Below are 19,546 nucleotides of genomic sequence, written 5' to 3'. Positions count from 1 at the left end.
GACCTGCACGCGGCCATCATGCTGCTCTCCGAGGCCCATGGCCTCAAGCTCGACATGAGCCGCCACGACTACAAGTTCGAGGGGTTGCCGTTCGCCCTCGACTACGACGTCTGGCACCGCAAGGACGCTGCCGCGAACGGGATGTTCGACGACGAGGCCTCGCCGGAGAACCGCGACTGGCACGACGAGCACGACGGCATTATCGCCGACGCCATCGCTGGCATCCTCTCCAAGGCGCTGCCGGCACATGCCATCCCGCCAAAGTTCAGGTTCAGCTACGAGAACGTGCCCGCCTGCGACACTGAGATTCTCGCCGTGCGCGGCGGGTTCGAAGTCGCGAGATTCTCGTTCTTCCTGGATTTCGAGCTTGATACCGGCAGGGGCGGCAACCGAGTTTTCCTCGACCTGGAGCCTGAACCCTCCGCAGAGAACGTACGCCTCACCTGCGAGGGAATGGACGGCGATTTCAAGGCAGCGTGGAATCCCGATACCGCCGAGTGGGACAAGCCCCTCCCCGCCAAACGGCAAGAAAAATAGCTATGGGAGCGTATCTGGGCCTGCGCGACGACTGGTTTTGGGAAGACGACTCCGTCCTCGACGCAATCGAGGCGCTTCAGGCCCAGGCGGGCGGCATGTTCTACCCGACTGAATGCGGGCCGGAGAGCCTCGCAGGGGTCTCATGCCCCGACCTTTGGGGCTATCACGTCCCGCAGGCGGAGGCGGAGGCGTTCGAGCCCCTTTTCGCTGCACGCAAAGGCGGACAGATCGCAAAGCTTTACGAGAGCCGCTTCGCCTACGCCCGATGGGACGCGGGCGCCGATGGCGAACCCAAGGTGGGCTTTCTCCCCGCGCCCGTCTCCAAGGAGGAGCCCATTGCGGGAGGCGTCGGCAAGAAGGCGACATGGGCACGGTTCTGGACGTGGGGGCCTGCTCTCGAGGAAAACATCGACATACGCTGCGAACTGGTCACGGGTTGGTGCGAAATCGAGTACACCCCCAGGAGACGCGACCTTCCCGCCGCCAGATTCAGAGTTGCCGCGGCTAGGCTTGCGCCCTACGCCACCATCGGCGAAGGCGCCCGTTACAGCGATCACGGAGAAAGTCTGTGGATGGTCTACGACGGTTTCTACTGGAGCTACATCCTCGGAACCGACGATGCCATCCTACTTCGGGGGACGAGAAGCGGCTCACCCGAAAAGAGGACGATCCAATCCCCTCCCTGTTCCGCTCAATAAGAAGGTCCGCCCGCGGCGCGACGCGCCGTCTTTGGGGATTCTCCATCTAGTAATGGCGGAGAAGAACCTAGCCTTGCAAGGGAATTCTTTTGCGCATGTCCCCGCCGTTCATCTGCTCCTGCTCAGTCGAATCGCCAACCGCAACAGACCGTGTCCCAACGGATGGGTACCCTTTATCCGGGTGCACCCGGGGCAACGGGTTGAAGAACCTGCGCAGAGTCGCTCGCAGAACACGCAACATCAAACACGACAGAAGAGGAGAACGACAAATGCCGGACTCCGGAATACGGCACAGCGGAAGACGAGCGGGGTAACGCACTCTTTCTTGCGCACTTTGACAGCAGAATAGCGTCCAGATAGAAGGGAGGGCACAGCCCGCCTCGGTATGATTCGAGCTGTCTATTCTTGAAACATACTGGAGGTTGGCCATGCCCGAACCCATCGTAACATTGAACGAGGAAAGCCTTAGGTCCGATCTACGCGAGCTGATCAGGAAGGCGGCCGAGGATACGCTGAACGGCCTGCTCGAAGCGGAGGCGGACGACTTGGGCGGGGTCGGGCGCTACGAGCGCACCGCCGAGCGAGAGGCGCACCGCGCCGGCCGCTACGACCGCGGCCTCACCACATCGTCCGGCGAGGCCACGATCCGAATGCCCAAGCTCAAGAACGCGCGCTTCACGACCGCGATAATCGAGCGCTACCGCAGGCGCGAGTCGAGCGTTGAGGAGGCTATGATGGAGATGTACCCGGCGGGCGGCTCCTACGAGAGCGTCGCCGCCATGGTCGCCATCGGCGTCAACGACGACGGCCCACCGCGAGGTCCGCAGGCGAACGCGCGTGGTGGGCACCTTCCCGGACGGGAAGTCGGTGCTCATGCTCGTCATCACAAGGCTCAAGTACATCACGGAGAGCGAGTGGGGATCGAGGCGCTACCTGGACGTGACGCTGCTTGATGAGTTGCCGTACCGGATGGCAGGCCTATGGGGCTGTCGGAAAGTGCGCAAGACTCTTGACGGTACCTGTGTCATGGCTGTTGGAAAAGCTGCAGATGAGAGCGTCTTTTCAACCCGTAAGCCGTTGGCGAACCGATTCTGTTTTGACGCCAGCCTCCTGAGTCATGCCCACGCAATTAAGGCAATCTTATTTGCGGCAAGTACAAAAACACCCCTTGAGCAAGATTCTCTCAAGGGGTGTGACAGCTCGCTAATTGATATGATTTGACATCAACAATTATTCCCATTCAGCAACAGGAGCCGCTGGTCAAAAGCTCATTAACTTCAACACGAGTTCTCGGCCTGCCGATTCCAAGTGAATCAATTGTCCTCATTTTATGCTCACGTCACTCATGCACCGAGAAGCAAAGAAATCCGGCCGTCGCTCAAATAAGGTCGTCGTTATCTTTCATAAGCGACACCATGTTAAGATGCCTGACGCCTTCTCTCTCCTGCAGTAGGGGATCAAGTGTGAAAAGATATCGCGGATACCCGTCCCTGATGTAGCCGAATGGCCTGTACTCACGCTCTTCCACGTTCCTATCGGCAATTGTCATCGAAACCTGGATGTAGGCATAGGCGTTGCGCCTGCGGGCGATGAAGTCGCACTCCAGCTTCCCGATGCGGCCTATGGATAGCTTATATCCCCTCGAGCGGAGATAGATGTACAAGGCGTTTTCCAACGAGGGCCCGTAATTCAACCGGACATCGACGTTGCGCGCAAAATAGATACCCGGATCCGCAAGGTAGTACTTCTCCTCGCCACGCAACGATTTGCGGGACTTAAGATCGAATCTCTCGCATCTGTAGAGCACCTTGGCATCAACGAGCATCTGGATGTAGGAGGCGATCGTCCGCCGCTCGACGGCAATGCGCTCCGTCTTGGTGAAATAGTCATGAAGGCTGGTGAGGCTCGTTGGCGCACCGTAGTTGTTGATGACGTAGGTCATGACACGGCTGAACGTATCGATGTTCCTGATCTTGTTTCGGGACCTGATGTCCTTGTCGACAATCTGCCCAACGACATCCTCGATGTAGTGAGCCTTTGCCTCGGGATCTTCGTATTCCAGAGACCGAGGAAACCCGCCATAGCGCAGATATTCGTCAAATTCGATTCGCGCGTCACCGACCACCTTGCCCATGAACCTCTTCATATCGAGGAACTCGGAAAAAGACAGGGTGAACATCTCGAACTCCACGTATCGGCCCGTGAGCTTGGTCATCAGCTCGCCAGACAGCAGATACGAGTTGGAGCCTGTGATGAATATCGAGAAGCCGCCATCCGAGTTGTAGGCGTTCACGACGTCCTCGTAGTCTCGGACGTTCTGCACCTCATCGATGAAGAGGTATTTGAAGTCGCTGTCAGCCAGAAGCGACTCGATTTTTTCCTCCAGCTGCTCAGGCGTCTTTATCGAGCGGTTACCGCGCTTATCGAGGTCGAGGTAGACGATGTCCTTGTCTTCGACGCCGCGGCCTCTCAGTTCTTCGGCAATCGTTGCCATGAGGCACGATTTGCCGCAGCGGCGGATACCCGTGATCACCTTGATCAGGTCGTCATCGTAGAACGGTCGAATCTTTTGCAGATATTGCTCGCGATGGTACAGTTTCATGTAGATCGCCTCCTCTGCCTAGCTTATCAGAGGAGGCGATAATTGTCAGTTAAGGCACTAATATTTATGATTTTTCAGAAGTTGGCTCCTTAAACCTTATTCCCACTCGGTGGTTATAGTTTTGCCGTCTCGTCACTCCAGTTGCACCCAGTTTTCGGCGGCATCTCGAAGTGAGTGCCGCTGAATGACGCGACGTCGCGTTTCATCGGCTTCGGGGACAAAAGCTGGGACAACTTCAAAAACCATTTTCAAACTCAGAGTATTGAGTTTTTATTTTTGTCCCAAGGGGCACGGAGAGCCGCCTTTGGAGGCTCGATATCGCCGAAAAACGCCCGTTTTGAAACTCAACCGCCTTTGAGCCTGCAAACCACCAGCTTCAACAGTAAGTGAGTCGACGCGGGTGGCTTACGAGCCGTTCACAAAACCGCAGGCCACAGGTCTTTGTCAACGATAAGCAAAGTGAATAGTCTCAGGTGGCTTGCCCATGAGTTGGCGTAAGCCTGTTTAGCAAAAGGCTAATCGGACACGACAGGCCGCCCGCATGGCGACGGCGTTTCCCGTGCGGGCACAAACAGCCCTGCGTGCCCTGTCGCGCGATATCCCAATGCGACGTTCAGAACCCTACCCGCCAAGCAGCCACCTCGCGAAATTCAGCACGAGCACGCCCTCCCGGGTATGGGGCTCATGCCTCGTGCGAGTGATGAGAATCTTCGGGAATGCATCCCCGATGGATAGAATCGGCGCAATCTCCCTCTCGAGCGTCGAATCGGCGCCGATATCGTCGCTCACATACACTTTCCTTCCCGGTTTCGAAACTTGGAAGGCAGTATGCGCAAGGATGCGTCGAGGTGCGATCCCAGTCGTACCATGCCAGCAGAGATGTCGAGGCACATTCGTTCATGCTGCAATGCGGGCATCGGAGATGAAAAACAGCCCGTCGGGTAGTCATGGGCGTGCGGGAGCCCGCATCAGTAACCTGCCTCCTCGGTTGTCCCTTCTTTGCATGGTCGTCTACATAAAGGAGGAACCAGCCATGCAGATCAGCATGCTTGCCCTTCTTGGGTCACGGACCGGGGAGGCGAGGGCCTCCGTCGGGACCGCCCCGAGCAACCGGCATATCCAAGGAATGACAAGGCTCGATCGCTGTGCTGGTCAGGATGCCGAAGCGGGCCGTCCGCCAATCGGAATGCGGGTCAGGATGCTGCAACGTGATTCCAGCTGCAGGATACGGCTCCTTTGCGGTTGCCGCAAAACCTGCTGGCAACATTCTTACTATCCGAATGATGTACGCATCCCTTGGGATCGTTTCGCCTGACCAGGGCCATCTTCAGCGCCTCATCGGCCAGCTCGGCAGGCGCCTCTTCCACGCGTAATAGCCCTGGCGGGTCACCTATGCAACCAAAGATACAAAAGGAATCGAATGGCCAGAGAGGATTGCCCTTTCCGATGGTCGATTCTTGACAGGCAAACTCAAGCCTCGTTAATATTACATGGTATGCCAGACCGAATTAACAAAGGAGGGGTGTCGTGGTTGGTCTTTTCCGCACGTGGATGAGCGCCTAGAAAGCGGCGCTGTTGTGGCGTCGCGCTGTTTTTCTGCACGCCATTTCACGATTGGACATAACCATGATATTTGAAACCTCTCGGCGCAGGTCTGTTTCGCTGTGCCATTCATGGCAATTTAAGATTTGTTTCGTATGGGGTGGGGAGCTCGTGTCGACATTGACGAGCTCGATTCTCCAAATGGGTCTCATTTGGCATATCGCCCTCACGACAGAATCATCTTCCCTCCTCTCCCTGGCATCGTTAGCAGGCTTTCTGCCGATTGCTTTGTTCGGAGTCCTTGCGGGCGCCGTTGTCGACAGGCTGCCTTTGAAACGTGTTCTCATCGGCGCCGACCTCTTCGTTGCCGCGGTAGGCGCCGCCTTGGCGATTGCCTCGTTGGCCGGCAGCTTACCTGCGTGGTCAATACTCATCGCCCTGTTTCTCCGCGCAGCTGGCACTTCGTTCTACACGCCGGCCTCCCAATCCCTCACGCCCCATCTCGCCCCGCCAGAGCATCTCGTTCGCCTATCGGGAGTGATGCAGGCGATTCAGTCCGCCGGATACATTCTTGGCGCCGCGCTCGCGGCAGTGATTTATCCTGTGGCGGGCATTACCGCCATGATTGCCCTCGACGTGCTGGGGGCGCTTTTCGCTTCTCTAGCTGTCCTCGCCGCTCAGATAGACGCAGGAGGACTCGACGAAGCCGACCGCAGCTCGTCCTTTTCCAATAAAGTTCGAGAACTTTTCTCTGAGATTTCGGACGGCTACAAGCTGATCAGGGGATACAGGGGGCTGTTCGCCCTTCTTTGGTGCGGGTTCGTCTTCGCTTTCGCGTTCTCCCCACTCGCGGCATTGTTCCCAATAATGACCTTGGGACATTTTGGCGGTAGCACGGGGGATGCTGCTTTGGTGGAGGTCCTTTTCTCCGCAGGCATGCTGGCTGGGTCCGGCATTTTGGCGGCCACGGGAGGGTTCCGCAATAGGTCGCTCACCATGGTCGCCGCGATCGCCGGCTTCGGCGTCGTCGCAATCGCATCCGGATTGATCGGCCCGTCGCTGTTCGCCGTTTTCCTACCGGCGAGCTTTCTTATGGGCGCATGCTCCCCGTTGTACGCGGGAACCCAGACTGCCCTTATGCAGGAGCAGATACCTCCTGAGTACCTAGGCCGCGTTTTCGGCCTCTACGGAACCATCATGGCGTGGGCCATGCCCATGGGCCTCGCGGCCCCCTCCGTTTTTGCGGATCTGCTTGGAGCTCCGTTATGGTTCGTCGGCTCTGGAGCGACCATGGTACTGCTTGCGATGGCTATGCTGCTTGCTCCGAGCGTCCGAAACGTGGGGAAAAGAGATACCGGGCGGATTCAATAGCCCAAGTATTCGAAAAAAAGAGGCGGCAGCCATCGGTTCACGCGTCAGCCTTCAAGCCCTTGCGACGACGAGGTATTGCGCCGACATCCCACATCGCGCTCCTTATTCGTCGCCAACTATCATTTTCGGATTTGCCGGCTTGCGCAAGGTCAAAACGCTCGCGCCGGCAATTGGGCAAAGGCGAAAAATCGACGTGAGCAATCTTTTTTGGCATGGCTGCGCTTCCAGTAAAAGGCTAATACACAAAAGGCGGTTCAACCTATGGAACTCATAGTCAAAGCTAAAGACATCTTTTTGGAATATGCCGGCCGCGATATCCTGGATATCGAAGAGTTGGAAATCTATTCCTACGATCGCATCGGCTTGGTGGGAGACAATGGCGCAGGCAAAACCAGCCTGCTTAAAATTCTGAGCGGCAATCTTACCATTGCGGACGCCGACGTCAGGCGCTTCGGCAGCATTGCCCTCATCGGCCAACTCGATGAACTCGACCTTGATGCGGCTCAGGACAGTGGTGAGATGCTCTCCCGTCTCAACGTCGCCGGAGTGGCGCAGGAGACGATGAGCGGCGGGGAGGAAACACGCGCCAAGATTGCCTCTGCACTCTCCCAGCATGCAAGCGCGATCTTCGCCGACGAGCCTACGAGCCACCTCGACCAAGACGGCATCCGCCTTCTCGTCGGACAACTCAAGACATTTGATGGGGCTCTGCTCATCGTGAGCCATGACCGTCATTTTCTCGACCAGGTGGTAGACAAGATCTGGGAGCTCAAAGACGGCGGTATTTCCGAATTCTGGGGTGACTACTCCGACTATCTGCGACAGAAAGAAGAAGAGCGCAAAGCTCAGGCGACTCGATACGAAGAGGCGATGCGCGAGCGCGATCGCCTCGAAGCCGCCATCGAAAAACAACGGAAAAAAGCACGGCAGGTCGACGCCAAGCGGAAGGCTGCGAAAAAAAGCAACGAGTATGCAGGTCGATTGGGGCATCAGAAAGCAACCGGCACCAAACAGAAGAGGATGTACCAGGCGGCTAAGGACATGGAGAAGCGCCTCGAAGCGCTCGAAGGGATTGAGGCCCCAGATAGCATTCGCGCCGTGCGGTTCCGCCAGAGCAAGGCCCTGGAACTGCATAGTAAATTTCCCATCTCGGCAGACGATTTCAGCTTGAGCTTCGGCAACTGCATGCTCTATGACCACGCGAAATTCGAGATACCGCTCGGTGCCAAAGTGGCCATCACCGGTGGCAACGGTACAGGAAAGACCAGCCTGCTGAAGGCAATCGCTCGACGCGCCGACGGTATCAACATCTCTCCCAAGGCAGAGATCGGTTACTTCGAGCAAACAGGCTACAAGTTCGACGCCCGTCAGTCTGCGATCTCGTTCATGCAGGATGGTTGCGAGTACAGCATGACCGAAATTCGAGGCATCCTCGCCTCTATGGGAATCGGACCGCGCGACCTGACAAAGGACGTTGGCGTTCTCTCGGGAGGCGAAGTCATCAAGCTGCTACTCGCGAAGATGCTGCTGGGCAGATACAACATCTTGCTCATGGACGAGCCTGGAAATTACCTGGACATCAAGAGCGCCGAAGCCCTCGAGCAGATGATGAGCGCCTATGCCGGAACGATAGTGTTCGTCTCCCACGATAAGAGGCTGGTCGAGAACGTCGCAGACATTGTCTACGAAATAAAGGACACCAAGCTAGTCAAAATCTTTCAGCGCGAATAGCCCTAAATGAGCAAGAAATAATCCCCGAACGGAGACAAGGGAGTAAAACGGCAAAGAAAGAGCCTCCGTCCCAACGCAGGGAACGGAGGCTCTTTAATCGCTTTTACTCATCTCCGTCGCTGGTGGCTTTGTCATGACTCTCGTACGAAACGAAACTCAGCGGCATAGTGCGGCACTCAAAATCGCAGGTCAGAACCCTGTCGTCCTACTCCCACTCGATGGCAGCAGTTCTGATGTCCCGTCATTCCAGTTGCATCCAGTTTTCGGTGCCGTCTCGAATCGAGTGCCGCCAGGTAACGCCATGTCGCGCTTCGTCGGCTTCGGGGACAAAAGTCGGGACAACTTCAAATACTTTTTTCGAACTCAGGGCTTTGAGTTTTTATTTTTGTCCCAAAGAGTGCAGCGGGCCGACTTTGGAGGCTCAATAGCGCCGAAAGCGCCCGTTTTGAAACTCAACCGCCCTTTAACCCGCAAGCCGCCAGCTGCAATCGTAAGTGAATCAGCGCGGGTGGTTTGCGCGCCATTTGCAAAACCCCAGGTCGCGACCCTTCGCCATTCGTGGGAAAAGTGAGTAGTCTCAGGTGGCTTACTCATGAGTTGAACCGCTTTCGCGATTAGGGGCCTAATAGCGGCTTCTCCACTAACTGCCCCTGGGTTTGCCTTTGTCCGCCGCACGGGATGGCTCCCGAGGCAACGCGGTGAGATAATGCCATCCAACGCAGGCAATGGAGCCTGAAAATATAGGTGACGGCGGCATGGCCCGAGCCAGCACTTTTGGCCCGCCTCCGTAGCCTCCTTTTTCATATGCGGTCCGCGATACGCCTATGGGAGCAATTCGCTCGTGCAAGGCTGTAAACACGCAGAGAAAACGAGGTATTGGATGAATAGCGAACCGATCTACAAAGAATTCCTTCTTGGAGAAGGCTTAAGCGAGTTGAAGAAAATTCGAGATGGCTGGAGGGATGAAAGCGGCTATTCCGAGTCGAGGGGAGGAACCTCTTTAATACCTGAAAATCTATGCAATGTCTCAGGGTCCGAACGGCTTAACTATACCTTCATCATGGACAGAGCCAATGAGTGCATGTATCGACTGATTTGCGAGTCGATTTCCATGCTTCTTACAGAATATGGATACATAACACTACGTGCCCGCGTTCGCAGAAGCGATGCTTACCAATATCTCCCAAAAGACGGCCTAGCCGGGCCGACCGTCCTCAAAGCGAGCAAGAGGGTGGTCCGCATAATCAAGGTGGATGTCGATGGCTCCCCGAGCGTTTTTGTATTCAAGGAACCTGGATTAGACCAGAGTCTCCCGAAAGAGCTTGAGGATTCGCTGAGGGAAAACTTTGGGGTATCGAAAATCACCTACGTCTCTTTGGTTATGGACGGAGCGAAGAGGGAGGTTCTCAATTACGAGTCGGTGAAGGACGCTACGCCCTACATCTCGGTTAAAGAGTTCTTCCGCCTGTTCTTTCCACAAGAGGAGTTCGACAAATTCGAGGAGGCTGTGGTTGAGCTTAGGCAGAAAGCGCGTTCCTACTATGGCTTGAGCATAACCAAATCGCTTAACCATTTGCGCATGGGCCATTTCAGGAGAGACATCCGAGACCGTCTGATCGGCTACAAACCAGACGTGGAATTGGGGTCCGAACAGAGAATGGCCATAGACAAGAGCTTTGTCGTAGACGGCAGATACTCGGCGTTGACCGGTGACACGGATTTCGCAGTAAGCTTCCAGACCGCAGAATGGCTAAGGGATTCTTTAACGCATGCAGGATGCATAGATTTCGCCCCCATCGCGTTGGAGTACTTCAAATCGCTCGAACAATTCCTGTACAGATTTCTTTACGCCATACATAAGACTTCGAAATCGAAGAGTAGGCGTATTTACTACGGCAAAAAGCTCGGAGAAAACCCTTACTACCTGCCTGCGAAAAGAGATGGCGTTCCCGACAAATCGCGACACATAGAAGTCAAGGACGGAGAAATCGAAATCAACGATGAGCTTTTCACGGATGGTTTCGAATATGTCTTAGACCTCGGTAGGCTCACAAGGTTCTTCGGCGACTATGTTTGCGAGAAGCAGCAGCTGTACAGCCGCAATGAAGACCTTCTCGATACGGCGATAAGCGAGGATACGTACGAGTCGATAATTCGCGCACTCCAAAGCGCTCGAACGATGAGGAACGGCATTGCTCACAAAGACAATCTCTACGATTGGACCGAGATGGAAAGCGCCCGGTCGTCAGTCCTCTTGGCTTTCTACTTAGTCCTAGGTTCTTACAGCATCGATACTGAAATGCGAAGCCTCCTCGGCATCGAAAGCGATTGCGTGCAGAAAAGCGAGGAGTGGAAGCTCTGCAACTACGTGGCATCGGCGGCCGTTCCTAAAGGCAATCCTCTTGAGTTTCCCGTTTTTTATCTCGATGGCGACGATTCCCCCGAGGCCGCCTTGTTTGCTTGCCCCGACGACGAAGAATCCGATCCCGACCGATATGGAAAAGCCCAATCGTTCTCGGGTGTGTACTTCAAGAGAATCGGATCGCATAAGCGTTACGATATCTCGTACCCAACTGACCGTCTTCCCTCATTGGTTGAACAAGGGATGCTGATTATCTGCGGTGAGGGGCTGAAGCTCATGGGGCCTCAAAAGGTCATCTACAGAGACGGAAATTACCTTGGGGACACGAGCGCAGAGTGACTTCGAACCCAGGGCGTGGACCTCGCGCTCCCGCCCTAAAGACCATCGTGGCCGGTTTTAAGGGCGGGAGCGCGAGGAATGTCCGTAGGGTTCATGCCTTCCCGGGCGCAAGCCACCAGTCCGTAACCGCAGGTGAGGCAGCGCCGTGGCTTGCACGCTGGTGGCAAATTCGCAGGTCAAACATCTCCGTCATCTATCGACGAAACGAGAAGCCCCACGTTGACGCGTCTATGAGTTGATGACCTGAACGACGGTCGTCCTAGTTGCCAGCTTCCGCATCAGAGAAACCACTTGGAGCAGAAGCCGATCTGGAAGACCGAATGGACGAGCATCGAGATTCCGAGGCAGACCATCATCGCGCAAAACCCGATTCCGGCCCATTTCAAGAAAGGGTCTTTTTCTTGCTTGTCGGAAGCTCGCTCCATCCAGTCGCGCGAATACGTATCGCCGTACTCGTCGCTCTTTGAGGCCTCTTTCGAAAGCAGCTCGAGAGCTTCGTCGAGGTCATCAGCAAGCTTGTTTCCGTCGATTCCGACCTTGAAAAGATGAGTCTCATCATGCTGCTTGAGCGCCGATTGGTTCTGCAAAAGGTAGAACCTCTCGCCGTTCACCCCGTTCGCCAGAGCGGTCCTCTCGCTCGAAAACGACCGAATCTCCTTCTTGAGCCTTGAGAAGGCCCCCTTGCCCTCGATTCCGAACTTCTGCGCGAGCGACTCAAGCTGCCAGAGCAGGTCGTACAGCCCCACCGCGGGCAGGAGCCCGGCCCCGTACGCCTTCTCGAGCATCGACCGCTCGAAGCGATCGTAAACGGGGATCGCCTCCCCGTACGTCAACCTGGTGCCAACTTCGGGGAAATCATTGCATTCCATATCGTCTCCTATCATTCGAATCGAGAGTTAATTCCTTGGGGCGCGTCACGCGTCGACGACGCCGCGTCCCACAACAGCGGTTGTTGCTTCCGCGTGGGTGCATCGCCTAGCACGCAGGGCGCAGATCAAGCCTGAAATCACCTTTGGCGATAGAGAGGCTGTAGTTCGACCCGACTAAAACAGCGATGCCCATCAAGGCCAGACCGCAAGCGGCGATCAGCTGCTCCGGCGAAAAGCCGAGGATCCTCCTTCCGTTATCGCACGCCGCCTCCGCTACGGCATCGGCTGACGAAATCGTCGGGGCGTTCACCGCCCGTCCGGCGTCGTTCATAGTTGGCTCCCTACTCTCTCTTCCATTGCTTCGACCCTTATTTTCAACCGTCATCGGAATTTCGTCTCCTCTGACTGGTTTGGATTGCCTACAATTTCATAGGCAATAAAGCTGTTTATGGAGGACCTGCAATGTCTAGGACATTCACCGAGGAGGAGATCTCCGAGTTAAAGGAAGCCGGATTCGCGGCGAGCGGCACATCGAGAAGCAGGATCCTGTCCGTTCTCGACCTCCTCGTCCGCTTCACCGATGAGAGGACGGGCATATCCGCATCGGAAATCGCGCGCGTCATAGGCATTTGCTCCGAGAGGCCGACGTCGGAGAATGCCATTCTCAAGGACCTCCACCAGATAAGCGAAAGCATGCCAATGGGAATCCGCGTAGCGATACCAAGCCACGGTGAGAACATTGGGTTCAGAGCTATAAACAAGCCCTTGTCATCCGAGGAGGCAATCCTGATTTCCGACGTAGTGGGGACAAGCTCCTTCATCGGCGAGGCGCAGAAGGAAGCAATTTCCTCGAAGGTGCTCGTTTTCTCCTCCGACTACGACGTTGACGAAAGCATAGAAACCGTGTTTGTCGACCGCAAAGCCGGTAAAGACACTGATATGTTTTTTGGCGTCCTCCATGCCGTATCCCGAGCAATCCGGATGAACGAAAAGGTCGCCTTCAAGAAGCAGGTTCACCTGATGAGCGGACCCACCGTAAAAGTCGGGTTCTATGAGGAGGACCCGGTTGCGATCGTGTTCAGCTTCGGCCGTTACTATCTCGAGAGTATGCATCTCGATGAAAGCGGCTTTCCCATCCCCCACTTCCATCGACTAGACGACATCACAGACCTAGTTATCACAGGAAAACCGGTGTCGGATCGGGATAAGGTAGAGGCGCTGAGGACGCGCGTGGTCGCGGACACGCGCCAGCGGGTCGACATGTTCGGCTCGGGCACCGCCAGAAAGCTGTTCCTGGAAGTATCCGGCACTCATGCCAAGTACGTTTACGAAAGGTTCGGCCACGACCTCAAATTCTGTCACATCGACGAGAGCGACGAAAGAAACGTCATCGGCTACGCCTGCGTCAGCGTGATGCCGTCTCCGACCTTTTACAGGTGGCTATTCGGGATGGACGGCGCGGTGAGGCTGGCGAAGCCTAAGGGGAAACGGTGGGTCGAGAGCTTCCCGAATGCCGTCGCCTCCGACCTAGAATCCTATATCCAAGATTACGAAGCAGCATCAGAGGGCTACAAAGCCGCACTGGATGCAGCTATTTCACGATTGGACTCGAAGAGCTGCCGGCAATGAGGCAATCCCAATCGGTCCGATTCAAAAGCCAATATTGACTAACTCGAATTCGGCTCGCATCCTCGCGCCGTTCGTCTGCTCCCATTCGTCCGAAATGACAACCACAGCAGGTCGTGTCCCAACGGATGGGTACCATTTATCCGGGTGCACCTGGGGCAACGGGTTGAAGAACCTGCACAAGGTCGCTCGCAGAACACGCAACATCAAACACGACAGAAGAGGCGAACGACAGATGCCGGACCCCGGACGACAGCACCGCGGAAGACGAGCATTCCGACCACAACCGAACAACTCCAGCTACTAGGCAGGCGCCCGCATGGGTGCCTTTTACTTTTCAGGGACTTAGCCGCGAGCTAAGGCACGCGGCTCATGGCCGTTTCGTGAAGGCACGACCAGCTCGACCCACTTCGACCCGTCTCCGCTCCTGCCGTGCTCACCAATCGCCATCAGGCGGTTCAATCGTCGTGCAGACGAAAAGGCACACGGTGTCGTGCGGTGTCCTCGCGCGGTGCCGCACGGGAAGATTGGAGGAACCATGGCACGCACAGCCGAATGCGCCGCGCCCGAGGGAAGCCGAGATCGGGACGAATGGATGACGGTGATCGAGATGCAGGAGTACATGAGGGCGAGCCGAAACAAGGCGTACGACCTCATCTGGTCGGGAGAGATCGACTCGTACAGGCTCGGAAGGAAGCTCCTGGTGTCGAGGGCGTCAGTGGACGCCTACATCGAGTCGAGGAGCGGCAGGAAATGACGGCGGCGACCGCCCCGGGAGCCGCCCGCGGCCGGGCACGCGAGGGAGCCTCGAGACGAAAGGAGCTCGAGGACGACCATGACCAAGAGCATTAGCAGGAGCCAGGTGAGGCTCATCGCATCGACCAACGCGATATTCGGCGCCGACGAGGCGTGCGCGATGCTGCGCATCAGCCGCGACGCAATGTACCGTACCGGCTCGCCAAGGACCCCGACGACCCGTTCCCGATCCGCTACATCGGCGGCAAGACGCGCGACGGCATCGTTCTGCACGACGAGCTCGTCGCATGGGTCGAGCGGAACAGCATCGTCGGCTCGCCCAGAAGGGATTAGCGCCGATGGCAGCCGCAGGCCCGAGGGGACGCGACGGCCCCTCCCCGCGCGAGTTCACGGCGGTACGGCACTTCATGATGGCGGACCTGGGCCTCTCCGGCCTTCCCCTGCTCGTCTACGCGCGCATCTTCGGCTTCTGCGACGCCGGGTGCGGCTACTTCGAGAGCAAGGGTGGCCTGGCACGATTCCTCAACGTGCAGGAGCGCAGCGTCCACCGCGCCATCCGCGACCTGCTCGACCGGGGCCTCATCGAGGAATGCGGCGTGCACGCCCCGGCGCGCGGGCACGCCACCAAGCGGTACCGCATCGTGCGCGAGAGGCTGCCGCCCGGAGCGCTGGCAACCCCTGACGATTCGTCAGGGTTCCCGGCGCGAAAGGGTGACGAAATGACAGGGTTCGCCGAGAACAAGGGTGACGAACCGTCAGGGTTCGCAGCCCGAACCCCTGACGAGATGACAGGGAAACCCCTGACGATATGCCACCCAATAAGCAAAAGGGACAACAAGGACTTCAGAAGATAAGGAAGGGGCGCCCGATGGACCGAGCGGGACTCATCACCCTGGAGCAGGCCCGTGCGGCCGGGCTCTCCTTCGACGAGCCGGAGCCGAGGGCGTGCCCGCACTGCGGCGCCGCCCTCGATCCGCTCGGCGCGGCGCTGGCGGGCAGGGTCGCCTGGGTCTCCGCCGCCCCCTGCCCGTGCGAGGGCGCAGCCAGCGAGCGGGAGTCCGAGGCGCGAAGGCGCGCGGCCCTCGCCGCCAAGGAGGAGGCCGCCCGCCGGGAGAAGGCGCTCTCGCGCGCGGGCATCCCCAGGCGCTACTGGGCCGCCGAGGCCGACCGCCCCGAGTTCGCCGAGTACATCGCCTCGTTCGCGGGCAACGGGGGCGCCGGGCTCTACATACACGGGGGCGTCGGCGCCGGCAAGACGCACGCCGCCTCCGCCATGGCCAGGCTGTTCGCCGAGGCCGGCTACGACGTCGCCTTCACGACGGCCAAGGGCATGCTCGAGCGCGTGAAGGCCACGTTCGACGAGGGCGGCACCGAGGCCGCCGTCGCGCGGTACGCCAAGTGCGACGTCCTCGTGCTCGACGACCTCGGCAAGGAGGACGCGACGGAATGGTCCGTCGGCACCGTGTTCAGCGTGCTCGATGCGCGCTACGAGGACATGCGCCCGACCATCGTCACGTCGAACTACGCGCCGGGCGCGCTGGCGGACAGGCTCGCAAGGCGCGGCGAGCGCGTCACGGCAGAGGCGATCGCGAGCAGGATCTCCCAGACCTGCAGGACCGTCTACCTGGGCGGAAGGGACAGGCGCCGCCTCGGCTAGCTTGTGCGCTTCCCGTGGAGGCGCGGACGGCTCGACCCAGCTCGACCCATCGCAGGCGGCCCCGATGCCCGCCGCAATCGAAATCGCTATACACGTCTTGGGCGGCGCCGACGCGCCGGCACGCACGCCTGCTCCGACTCGCACCGTGCCCCCATCGCGAGGACGCCGCCCGCCAAGCAACAAACGAAAGGCGGAGGGCCCATGGACGGCTTCGAGAGGATAACCGGCCGCGAGCACGACGGGCTCGTGGAGAAGTGCCAGGAGAACGGCTGGCTCAAGGTCGGCGGCTTCGACTGGCAGGACGACCCGTTCCTCGAGGAGTACCCCTACGAGTTCTCCCGCACGGATAGCGTCGACAGGCTCCGCGAGGCGCTCGGCTCGGGCAACTGGGCCATACGCCAGGGGTTCTGCTACCGCGACCTCGCGTTCATCCAGCAGGTGAACGGCGGCGACGAGTGGTGGACGCTCAAGCGCGACGGCGACGCGTGGACCGGCTTCGAGAGCTGGAGCTTCGGCGCCATCGCCCAGGAGCCCGAGCGGTTCGAGCGCGCCATGCGCGACATGTGCGAGGCGACGCCGGAGCAGTGCCGCAGCGGCGAGTGGGCCCATCTGCACGAGAAGGCGCCCGAGCCGCTGGCGCAGCGCGCCGCGTCCGCCCGCGAGGCGAGCCGCGCGCACGCCGGGCAGGAAGCCCGCGCCCCAATGGCGCGCGAGAGGGCCGTCGGGGCCGAATAGGGACGACCGGGGCGCGAAGGCGCCCCTTTTTCATCTCGACTGGAAGGGAGGCGCGGGATGGCGAGCGACTACGGGGACGAGGCGGGCGGCAAGCTGCTCGACTGGATGCTGAGGATCGGCCAGGAGGCCGGCGCCGAGGCAATGGCGCGCAGCGCGAGGGAGCTCTCCGAGCGCCTTGCGGGAATCCGCGGGACCATCGCCGGCGGGCGCGCCGAGGCCATCGCGGCCGACGGCGTGCCGACCCACGCGAAGCTCAGCCTCGAGGAGCTCTCGGGGCTTCCCGAGTACGCGACGATCAAGGAGGTCGTCTCCGACAAGCTGCGCGCCGCGTCGGTCGAGCACCACATCATCCCCGGCGAGGGCCGCGACTGGCTGCTCTTCAAGGCGGAGGACGCGCCCGAGGTCGACGAGGCCTTCCGTCAGCTCGAGCAAGAGACGGGAAAGGCCGCCGAGCGCGCAAGGGAGCGGCTCTCCGAGATAGCCGAGAGGCGCCAGGCGCCCGAGCGGCTGGCCGAGCGCGCCGAGCGTGCGCGCGAGGCTTCGAAAGCCCACAGCCAGGGCCTCGGCCGGGACCGCGGCCCGCGCCAGATCGAGGGGCTCGAGAGATGAGATGGCAGGCGGCGGCCGCGCTGGCCGCGGCGGCGTTCGCCGCGGGAGACTTCGCGGCCGCGGCAATCGCGGCGTCGGGCGCGAACCCGATTCTCGACCCGGAGGCCGCCATGGCGGCGCTCCGCGCGGGACGCGCATTCTCAACGGAGGCGCTTCCCCTGTGCGCGGGGACCGCCTGCGCGTGCGCGGCGCTCCTCGCCTGGGCGCGCTCCCTGGGGTCCAAAGGGGCCCGACGCGACGGCGAGGAGCACGGGAGCTCCAGGTGGGCCACGCCTAAGGACATCGCGCCCTTCGGCGACGCCAAGGACCCCGACAACAACATCATCCTCACCGACAGCGCGCGCATCCGCCTCGTGAGCCGCAGGTTCGACCTCTCCACCGACACCAACGACAACGTGCTCGTGGTGGGAGGACCCGGCACCGGCAAGACACGCTACTACGTCAAGCCGAACCTCCTGCAGGCCAACGCCAGCTTCTTCGTGACCGACCCGAAGGGCACGCTCATCCGCGAGATGGGCGGCGCGCTGGCGGAGCTCGGCTACGAGATCCGCGCATTCGACACCATCGACTTCTCGCGCTCCATGCGCTTCAACCCCATAGCCTACATACGCGACGAGGCGGGCGTCATCCGCTTCGCCCGCGGCATCGTCGCCAACACCGAGGGCGAGGCCGACCACAAGGGCGACCCCTACTGGGAGAAGGCCGAGCGCCTGGTCTACACCGCGCTCACGGCCTACCTCGTCATGCACTGCGAGCCCGCCGACCGAAACCTCGACGGGCTGCTCACGCTGCTCTCGCTCGCCGACGCACGCGACGACCCGGGCTACATGAGCCCGCTCGACATGGTGTTCCGCGAGCTGGAGACCGGCGAGCGCTACGTCAGGCGCGGCGGCGCCTCGGCGGAGGGCGGTTCGCTGCGCGGCTTCGCCGAGGAGGACGGCGCGTGGGAGTGGGTCAAGGTCCGCGAGCCGGCGCCGCCCGACGACTTCGCGCTCGCGAGCTACCGCGAGTTCCGCGTCGCCGCCGGCGACACCATGAAGTCGATGCTCTCGAGCTGCAACGTCCGCCTGAAGCCGCTGTCCATCCGTGCCGTCCGCGACCTCACCTCCAAAGACGAGCTCGACCTCGCCCACATGGGCGACGAGGGCGCCAAGGTCGTGCTCTTCGCGTCGATGAGCGACACCGACTCGACCTTCGACTTCCTGTTCGCCCTGCTCATGGATACGGCCGTGAGCGCGCTCTGCGCCGAGGCGCTCGAGGCGCACGGCGGCTCGCTGCCCACGACGGTGCACTTCGTCTTCGACGAGTTCGCCAACATCGGGCGCATACCCGACTTCGAGCGGACCATCGCCGTCACCCGCAGCAGGAACATCGCCGTCTCGATGATCGCCCAGTCGCTCTCGCAGCTGAAGGAGACCTACGGCGACAACAACGCCGAGACCATCGTGAACGCCTGCGACACGCTGCTCTACCTGGGCGGAAAGGCGAACGAGACCAACGAGGAGATCAGCAAGATGGCCGGCAAGCAGACGGTGGCGAGCGAGACGCAGAGCGACTCGCGGGGCGCCGGCTGGACCCGGACCGTGAACCGCGGCATCTCCGAGCGCGACCTCATACAGCCCGCCGAGGTGGCGCGCATGCCGCGCGAGGACGCGCTCGTGCTCGTGAACGGGTGCATGCCGCTCATGGACCGGAAGTACCGGCTCGAGCGCCACCCGCGCTCGCGCCTGCTCGAGGAGGCCGCGCGCCGCGGCCCGTTCGACTTCGCGGAGTACCGCAGGCGGAAGGATGGCGCCTCGTGACGGGGCCGCGGAGGGCGCGGGCCTCCCCCGCCGCGGGGGAGGAACAGCAAGGAACATCGTCAACCGAAAGCAAAGGAGAGCAGCATGCTCGCAAACGTCATCAAGCTCGTGTCGGGCTGCGTGACCTTCCTCGGCGGCTTCCTGGTCGTGTGGGGAGCGGTCTCGCTCGGCCTGGCCATCAGGGAGCAGCAGGGCGGCCCGCAGATCGCGACCGCCATATCCACCATCGCCGGCGGCGCGATCATCATCGCCGCGTCGGTCTACTTCGGGCAGCTGGACACGTCCTGGCTGCCGGCATAGGGGGCGTCGC

19 protein-coding genes are annotated in these 19,546 nt (G+C 59.9%); 15 read left to right on the top strand and 4 right to left on the bottom strand.

Annotated features, from left to right (window positions below; all coding sequences use genetic code 11):
* From I2E26_RS03220 to I2E26_RS03210, 3 genes are all read left to right on the top strand, one after another.
* On the top strand, window positions 1-537 hold a 537-nt coding region (locus I2E26_RS03220), incomplete at its 5' end, for a hypothetical protein (RefSeq protein ID WP_195419580.1).
* 2 nt (window positions 538-539) lie between these two features.
* Window positions 540-1,235 carry a hypothetical protein gene (locus I2E26_RS03215; protein WP_195419579.1) on the top strand — a complete coding sequence of 232 codons (696 nt, stop codon included), beginning with the start codon at window positions 540-542 and terminating at the stop codon, window positions 1,233-1,235.
* Window positions 1,236-1,663: 428 nt separating this feature from the next.
* Window positions 1,664-2,188 carry a transposase gene (locus I2E26_RS03210; RefSeq protein WP_229056370.1) on the top strand — a complete coding sequence of 175 codons (525 nt, stop codon included), beginning with the start codon at window positions 1,664-1,666 and terminating at the stop codon, window positions 2,186-2,188.
* Window positions 2,189-2,613: 425 nt separating this feature from the next.
* Here the strand turns inward: I2E26_RS03210 and I2E26_RS03205 are convergent, their stop codons facing one another.
* The gene (locus I2E26_RS03205; RefSeq protein ID WP_195419578.1) at window positions 2,614-3,837 is read right to left on the bottom strand and encodes an ATP-binding protein; all 1,224 of its coding nucleotides are present in this window, start codon (window positions 3,835-3,837) and stop codon (window positions 2,614-2,616) included.
* 621 nt (window positions 3,838-4,458) lie between these two features.
* Complete coding sequence (locus I2E26_RS03200) at window positions 4,459-4,626, bottom strand: hypothetical protein (RefSeq protein WP_157966984.1); 168 nt, start codon at window positions 4,624-4,626, stop codon at window positions 4,459-4,461.
* An 837-nt stretch (window positions 4,627-5,463) separates the two neighbouring features.
* On the opposite strand from I2E26_RS03200, the gene I2E26_RS03195 reads away from it, so the two are divergent.
* The 3 genes from I2E26_RS03195 to I2E26_RS03185 all read left to right on the top strand — a co-directional run bounded on the left by I2E26_RS03195 (window position 5,464) and on the right by I2E26_RS03185 (window position 11,182).
* Entirely contained in the window at window positions 5,464-6,750 is a 1,287-nt protein-coding gene (locus tag I2E26_RS03195; protein WP_195419577.1) for an MFS transporter, read from the top strand.
* A gap of 261 nt (window positions 6,751-7,011) precedes the next feature.
* Complete coding sequence (gene abc-f / locus I2E26_RS03190) at window positions 7,012-8,481, top strand: ribosomal protection-like ABC-F family protein (RefSeq protein ID WP_195419576.1); 1,470 nt, start codon at window positions 7,012-7,014, stop codon at window positions 8,479-8,481.
* Between the two features lie 880 nt (window positions 8,482-9,361).
* Window positions 9,362-11,182, top strand: a complete 1,821-nt coding sequence (locus tag I2E26_RS03185; protein WP_123649856.1) for a hypothetical protein — start codon at window positions 9,362-9,364, stop codon at window positions 11,180-11,182.
* A gap of 278 nt (window positions 11,183-11,460) precedes the next feature.
* Here the strand turns inward: I2E26_RS03185 and I2E26_RS03180 are convergent, their stop codons facing one another.
* Window positions 11,461-12,051, bottom strand: coding sequence for a hypothetical protein (locus I2E26_RS03180; RefSeq protein WP_195419575.1), 591 nt, complete (start codon window positions 12,049-12,051; stop codon window positions 11,461-11,463).
* A 106-nt stretch (window positions 12,052-12,157) separates the two neighbouring features.
* On the bottom strand, window positions 12,158-12,382 hold the full coding sequence (locus I2E26_RS03175) for a hypothetical protein (protein ID WP_096227031.1): 225 nt from the start codon (window positions 12,380-12,382) through the stop codon (window positions 12,158-12,160).
* 131 nt (window positions 12,383-12,513) lie between these two features.
* On the opposite strand from I2E26_RS03175, the gene I2E26_RS03170 reads away from it, so the two are divergent.
* From I2E26_RS03170 to I2E26_RS03130, 9 genes are all read left to right on the top strand, one after another.
* A complete protein-coding gene (locus I2E26_RS03170) occupies window positions 12,514-13,680 on the top strand; it encodes a WYL domain-containing protein (RefSeq protein WP_096227030.1) in 1,167 nt (388 codons plus the stop codon).
* Between the two features lie 535 nt (window positions 13,681-14,215).
* Window positions 14,216-14,434: a helix-turn-helix domain-containing protein gene (locus I2E26_RS03165; protein WP_096227029.1), complete on the top strand. Its 219-nt coding sequence runs from the start codon at window positions 14,216-14,218 to the stop codon at window positions 14,432-14,434.
* Between the two features lie 152 nt (window positions 14,435-14,586).
* Window positions 14,587-14,766, top strand: coding sequence for a hypothetical protein (locus I2E26_RS03160; protein ID WP_195419574.1), 180 nt, complete (start codon window positions 14,587-14,589; stop codon window positions 14,764-14,766).
* A gap of 5 nt (window positions 14,767-14,771) precedes the next feature.
* A complete protein-coding gene (locus tag I2E26_RS03155; protein ID WP_096227027.1) occupies window positions 14,772-15,287 on the top strand; it encodes a hypothetical protein in 516 nt (171 codons plus the stop codon).
* 14 nt (window positions 15,288-15,301) lie between these two features.
* Window positions 15,302-16,090 carry an ATP-binding protein gene (locus I2E26_RS03150; RefSeq protein WP_033500214.1) on the top strand — a complete coding sequence of 263 codons (789 nt, stop codon included), beginning with the start codon at window positions 15,302-15,304 and terminating at the stop codon, window positions 16,088-16,090.
* A 201-nt stretch (window positions 16,091-16,291) separates the two neighbouring features.
* The gene (locus tag I2E26_RS03145) at window positions 16,292-16,825 is read left to right on the top strand and encodes a hypothetical protein (protein ID WP_033500213.1); all 534 of its coding nucleotides are present in this window, start codon (window positions 16,292-16,294) and stop codon (window positions 16,823-16,825) included.
* Window positions 16,826-16,882: 57 nt separating this feature from the next.
* A complete protein-coding gene (locus I2E26_RS03140) occupies window positions 16,883-17,434 on the top strand; it encodes a hypothetical protein (protein WP_195419573.1) in 552 nt (183 codons plus the stop codon).
* The gene (locus tag I2E26_RS03135) at window positions 17,431-19,236 is read left to right on the top strand and encodes a VirD4-like conjugal transfer protein, CD1115 family (protein WP_101677784.1); all 1,806 of its coding nucleotides are present in this window, start codon (window positions 17,431-17,433) and stop codon (window positions 19,234-19,236) included. Before I2E26_RS03140 ends, I2E26_RS03135 begins: the two co-directional genes overlap by 4 nt.
* Before the next feature lie 84 nt (window positions 19,237-19,320).
* On the top strand, window positions 19,321-19,536 hold the full coding sequence (locus I2E26_RS03130) for a hypothetical protein (RefSeq protein ID WP_006234636.1): 216 nt from the start codon (window positions 19,321-19,323) through the stop codon (window positions 19,534-19,536).
* The last annotated feature ends 10 nt before the right edge of the window (window positions 19,537-19,546 follow it).

The organism is Collinsella sp. D33t1_170424_A12, assembly GCF_015554865.1.
In the GTDB taxonomy this organism is placed as follows: domain Bacteria; phylum Actinomycetota; class Coriobacteriia; order Coriobacteriales; family Coriobacteriaceae; genus Collinsella.
The sequence above is the reverse complement of the archived record's forward strand: the minus strand, read 5'-3'. Positions and strand labels throughout refer to the sequence as shown.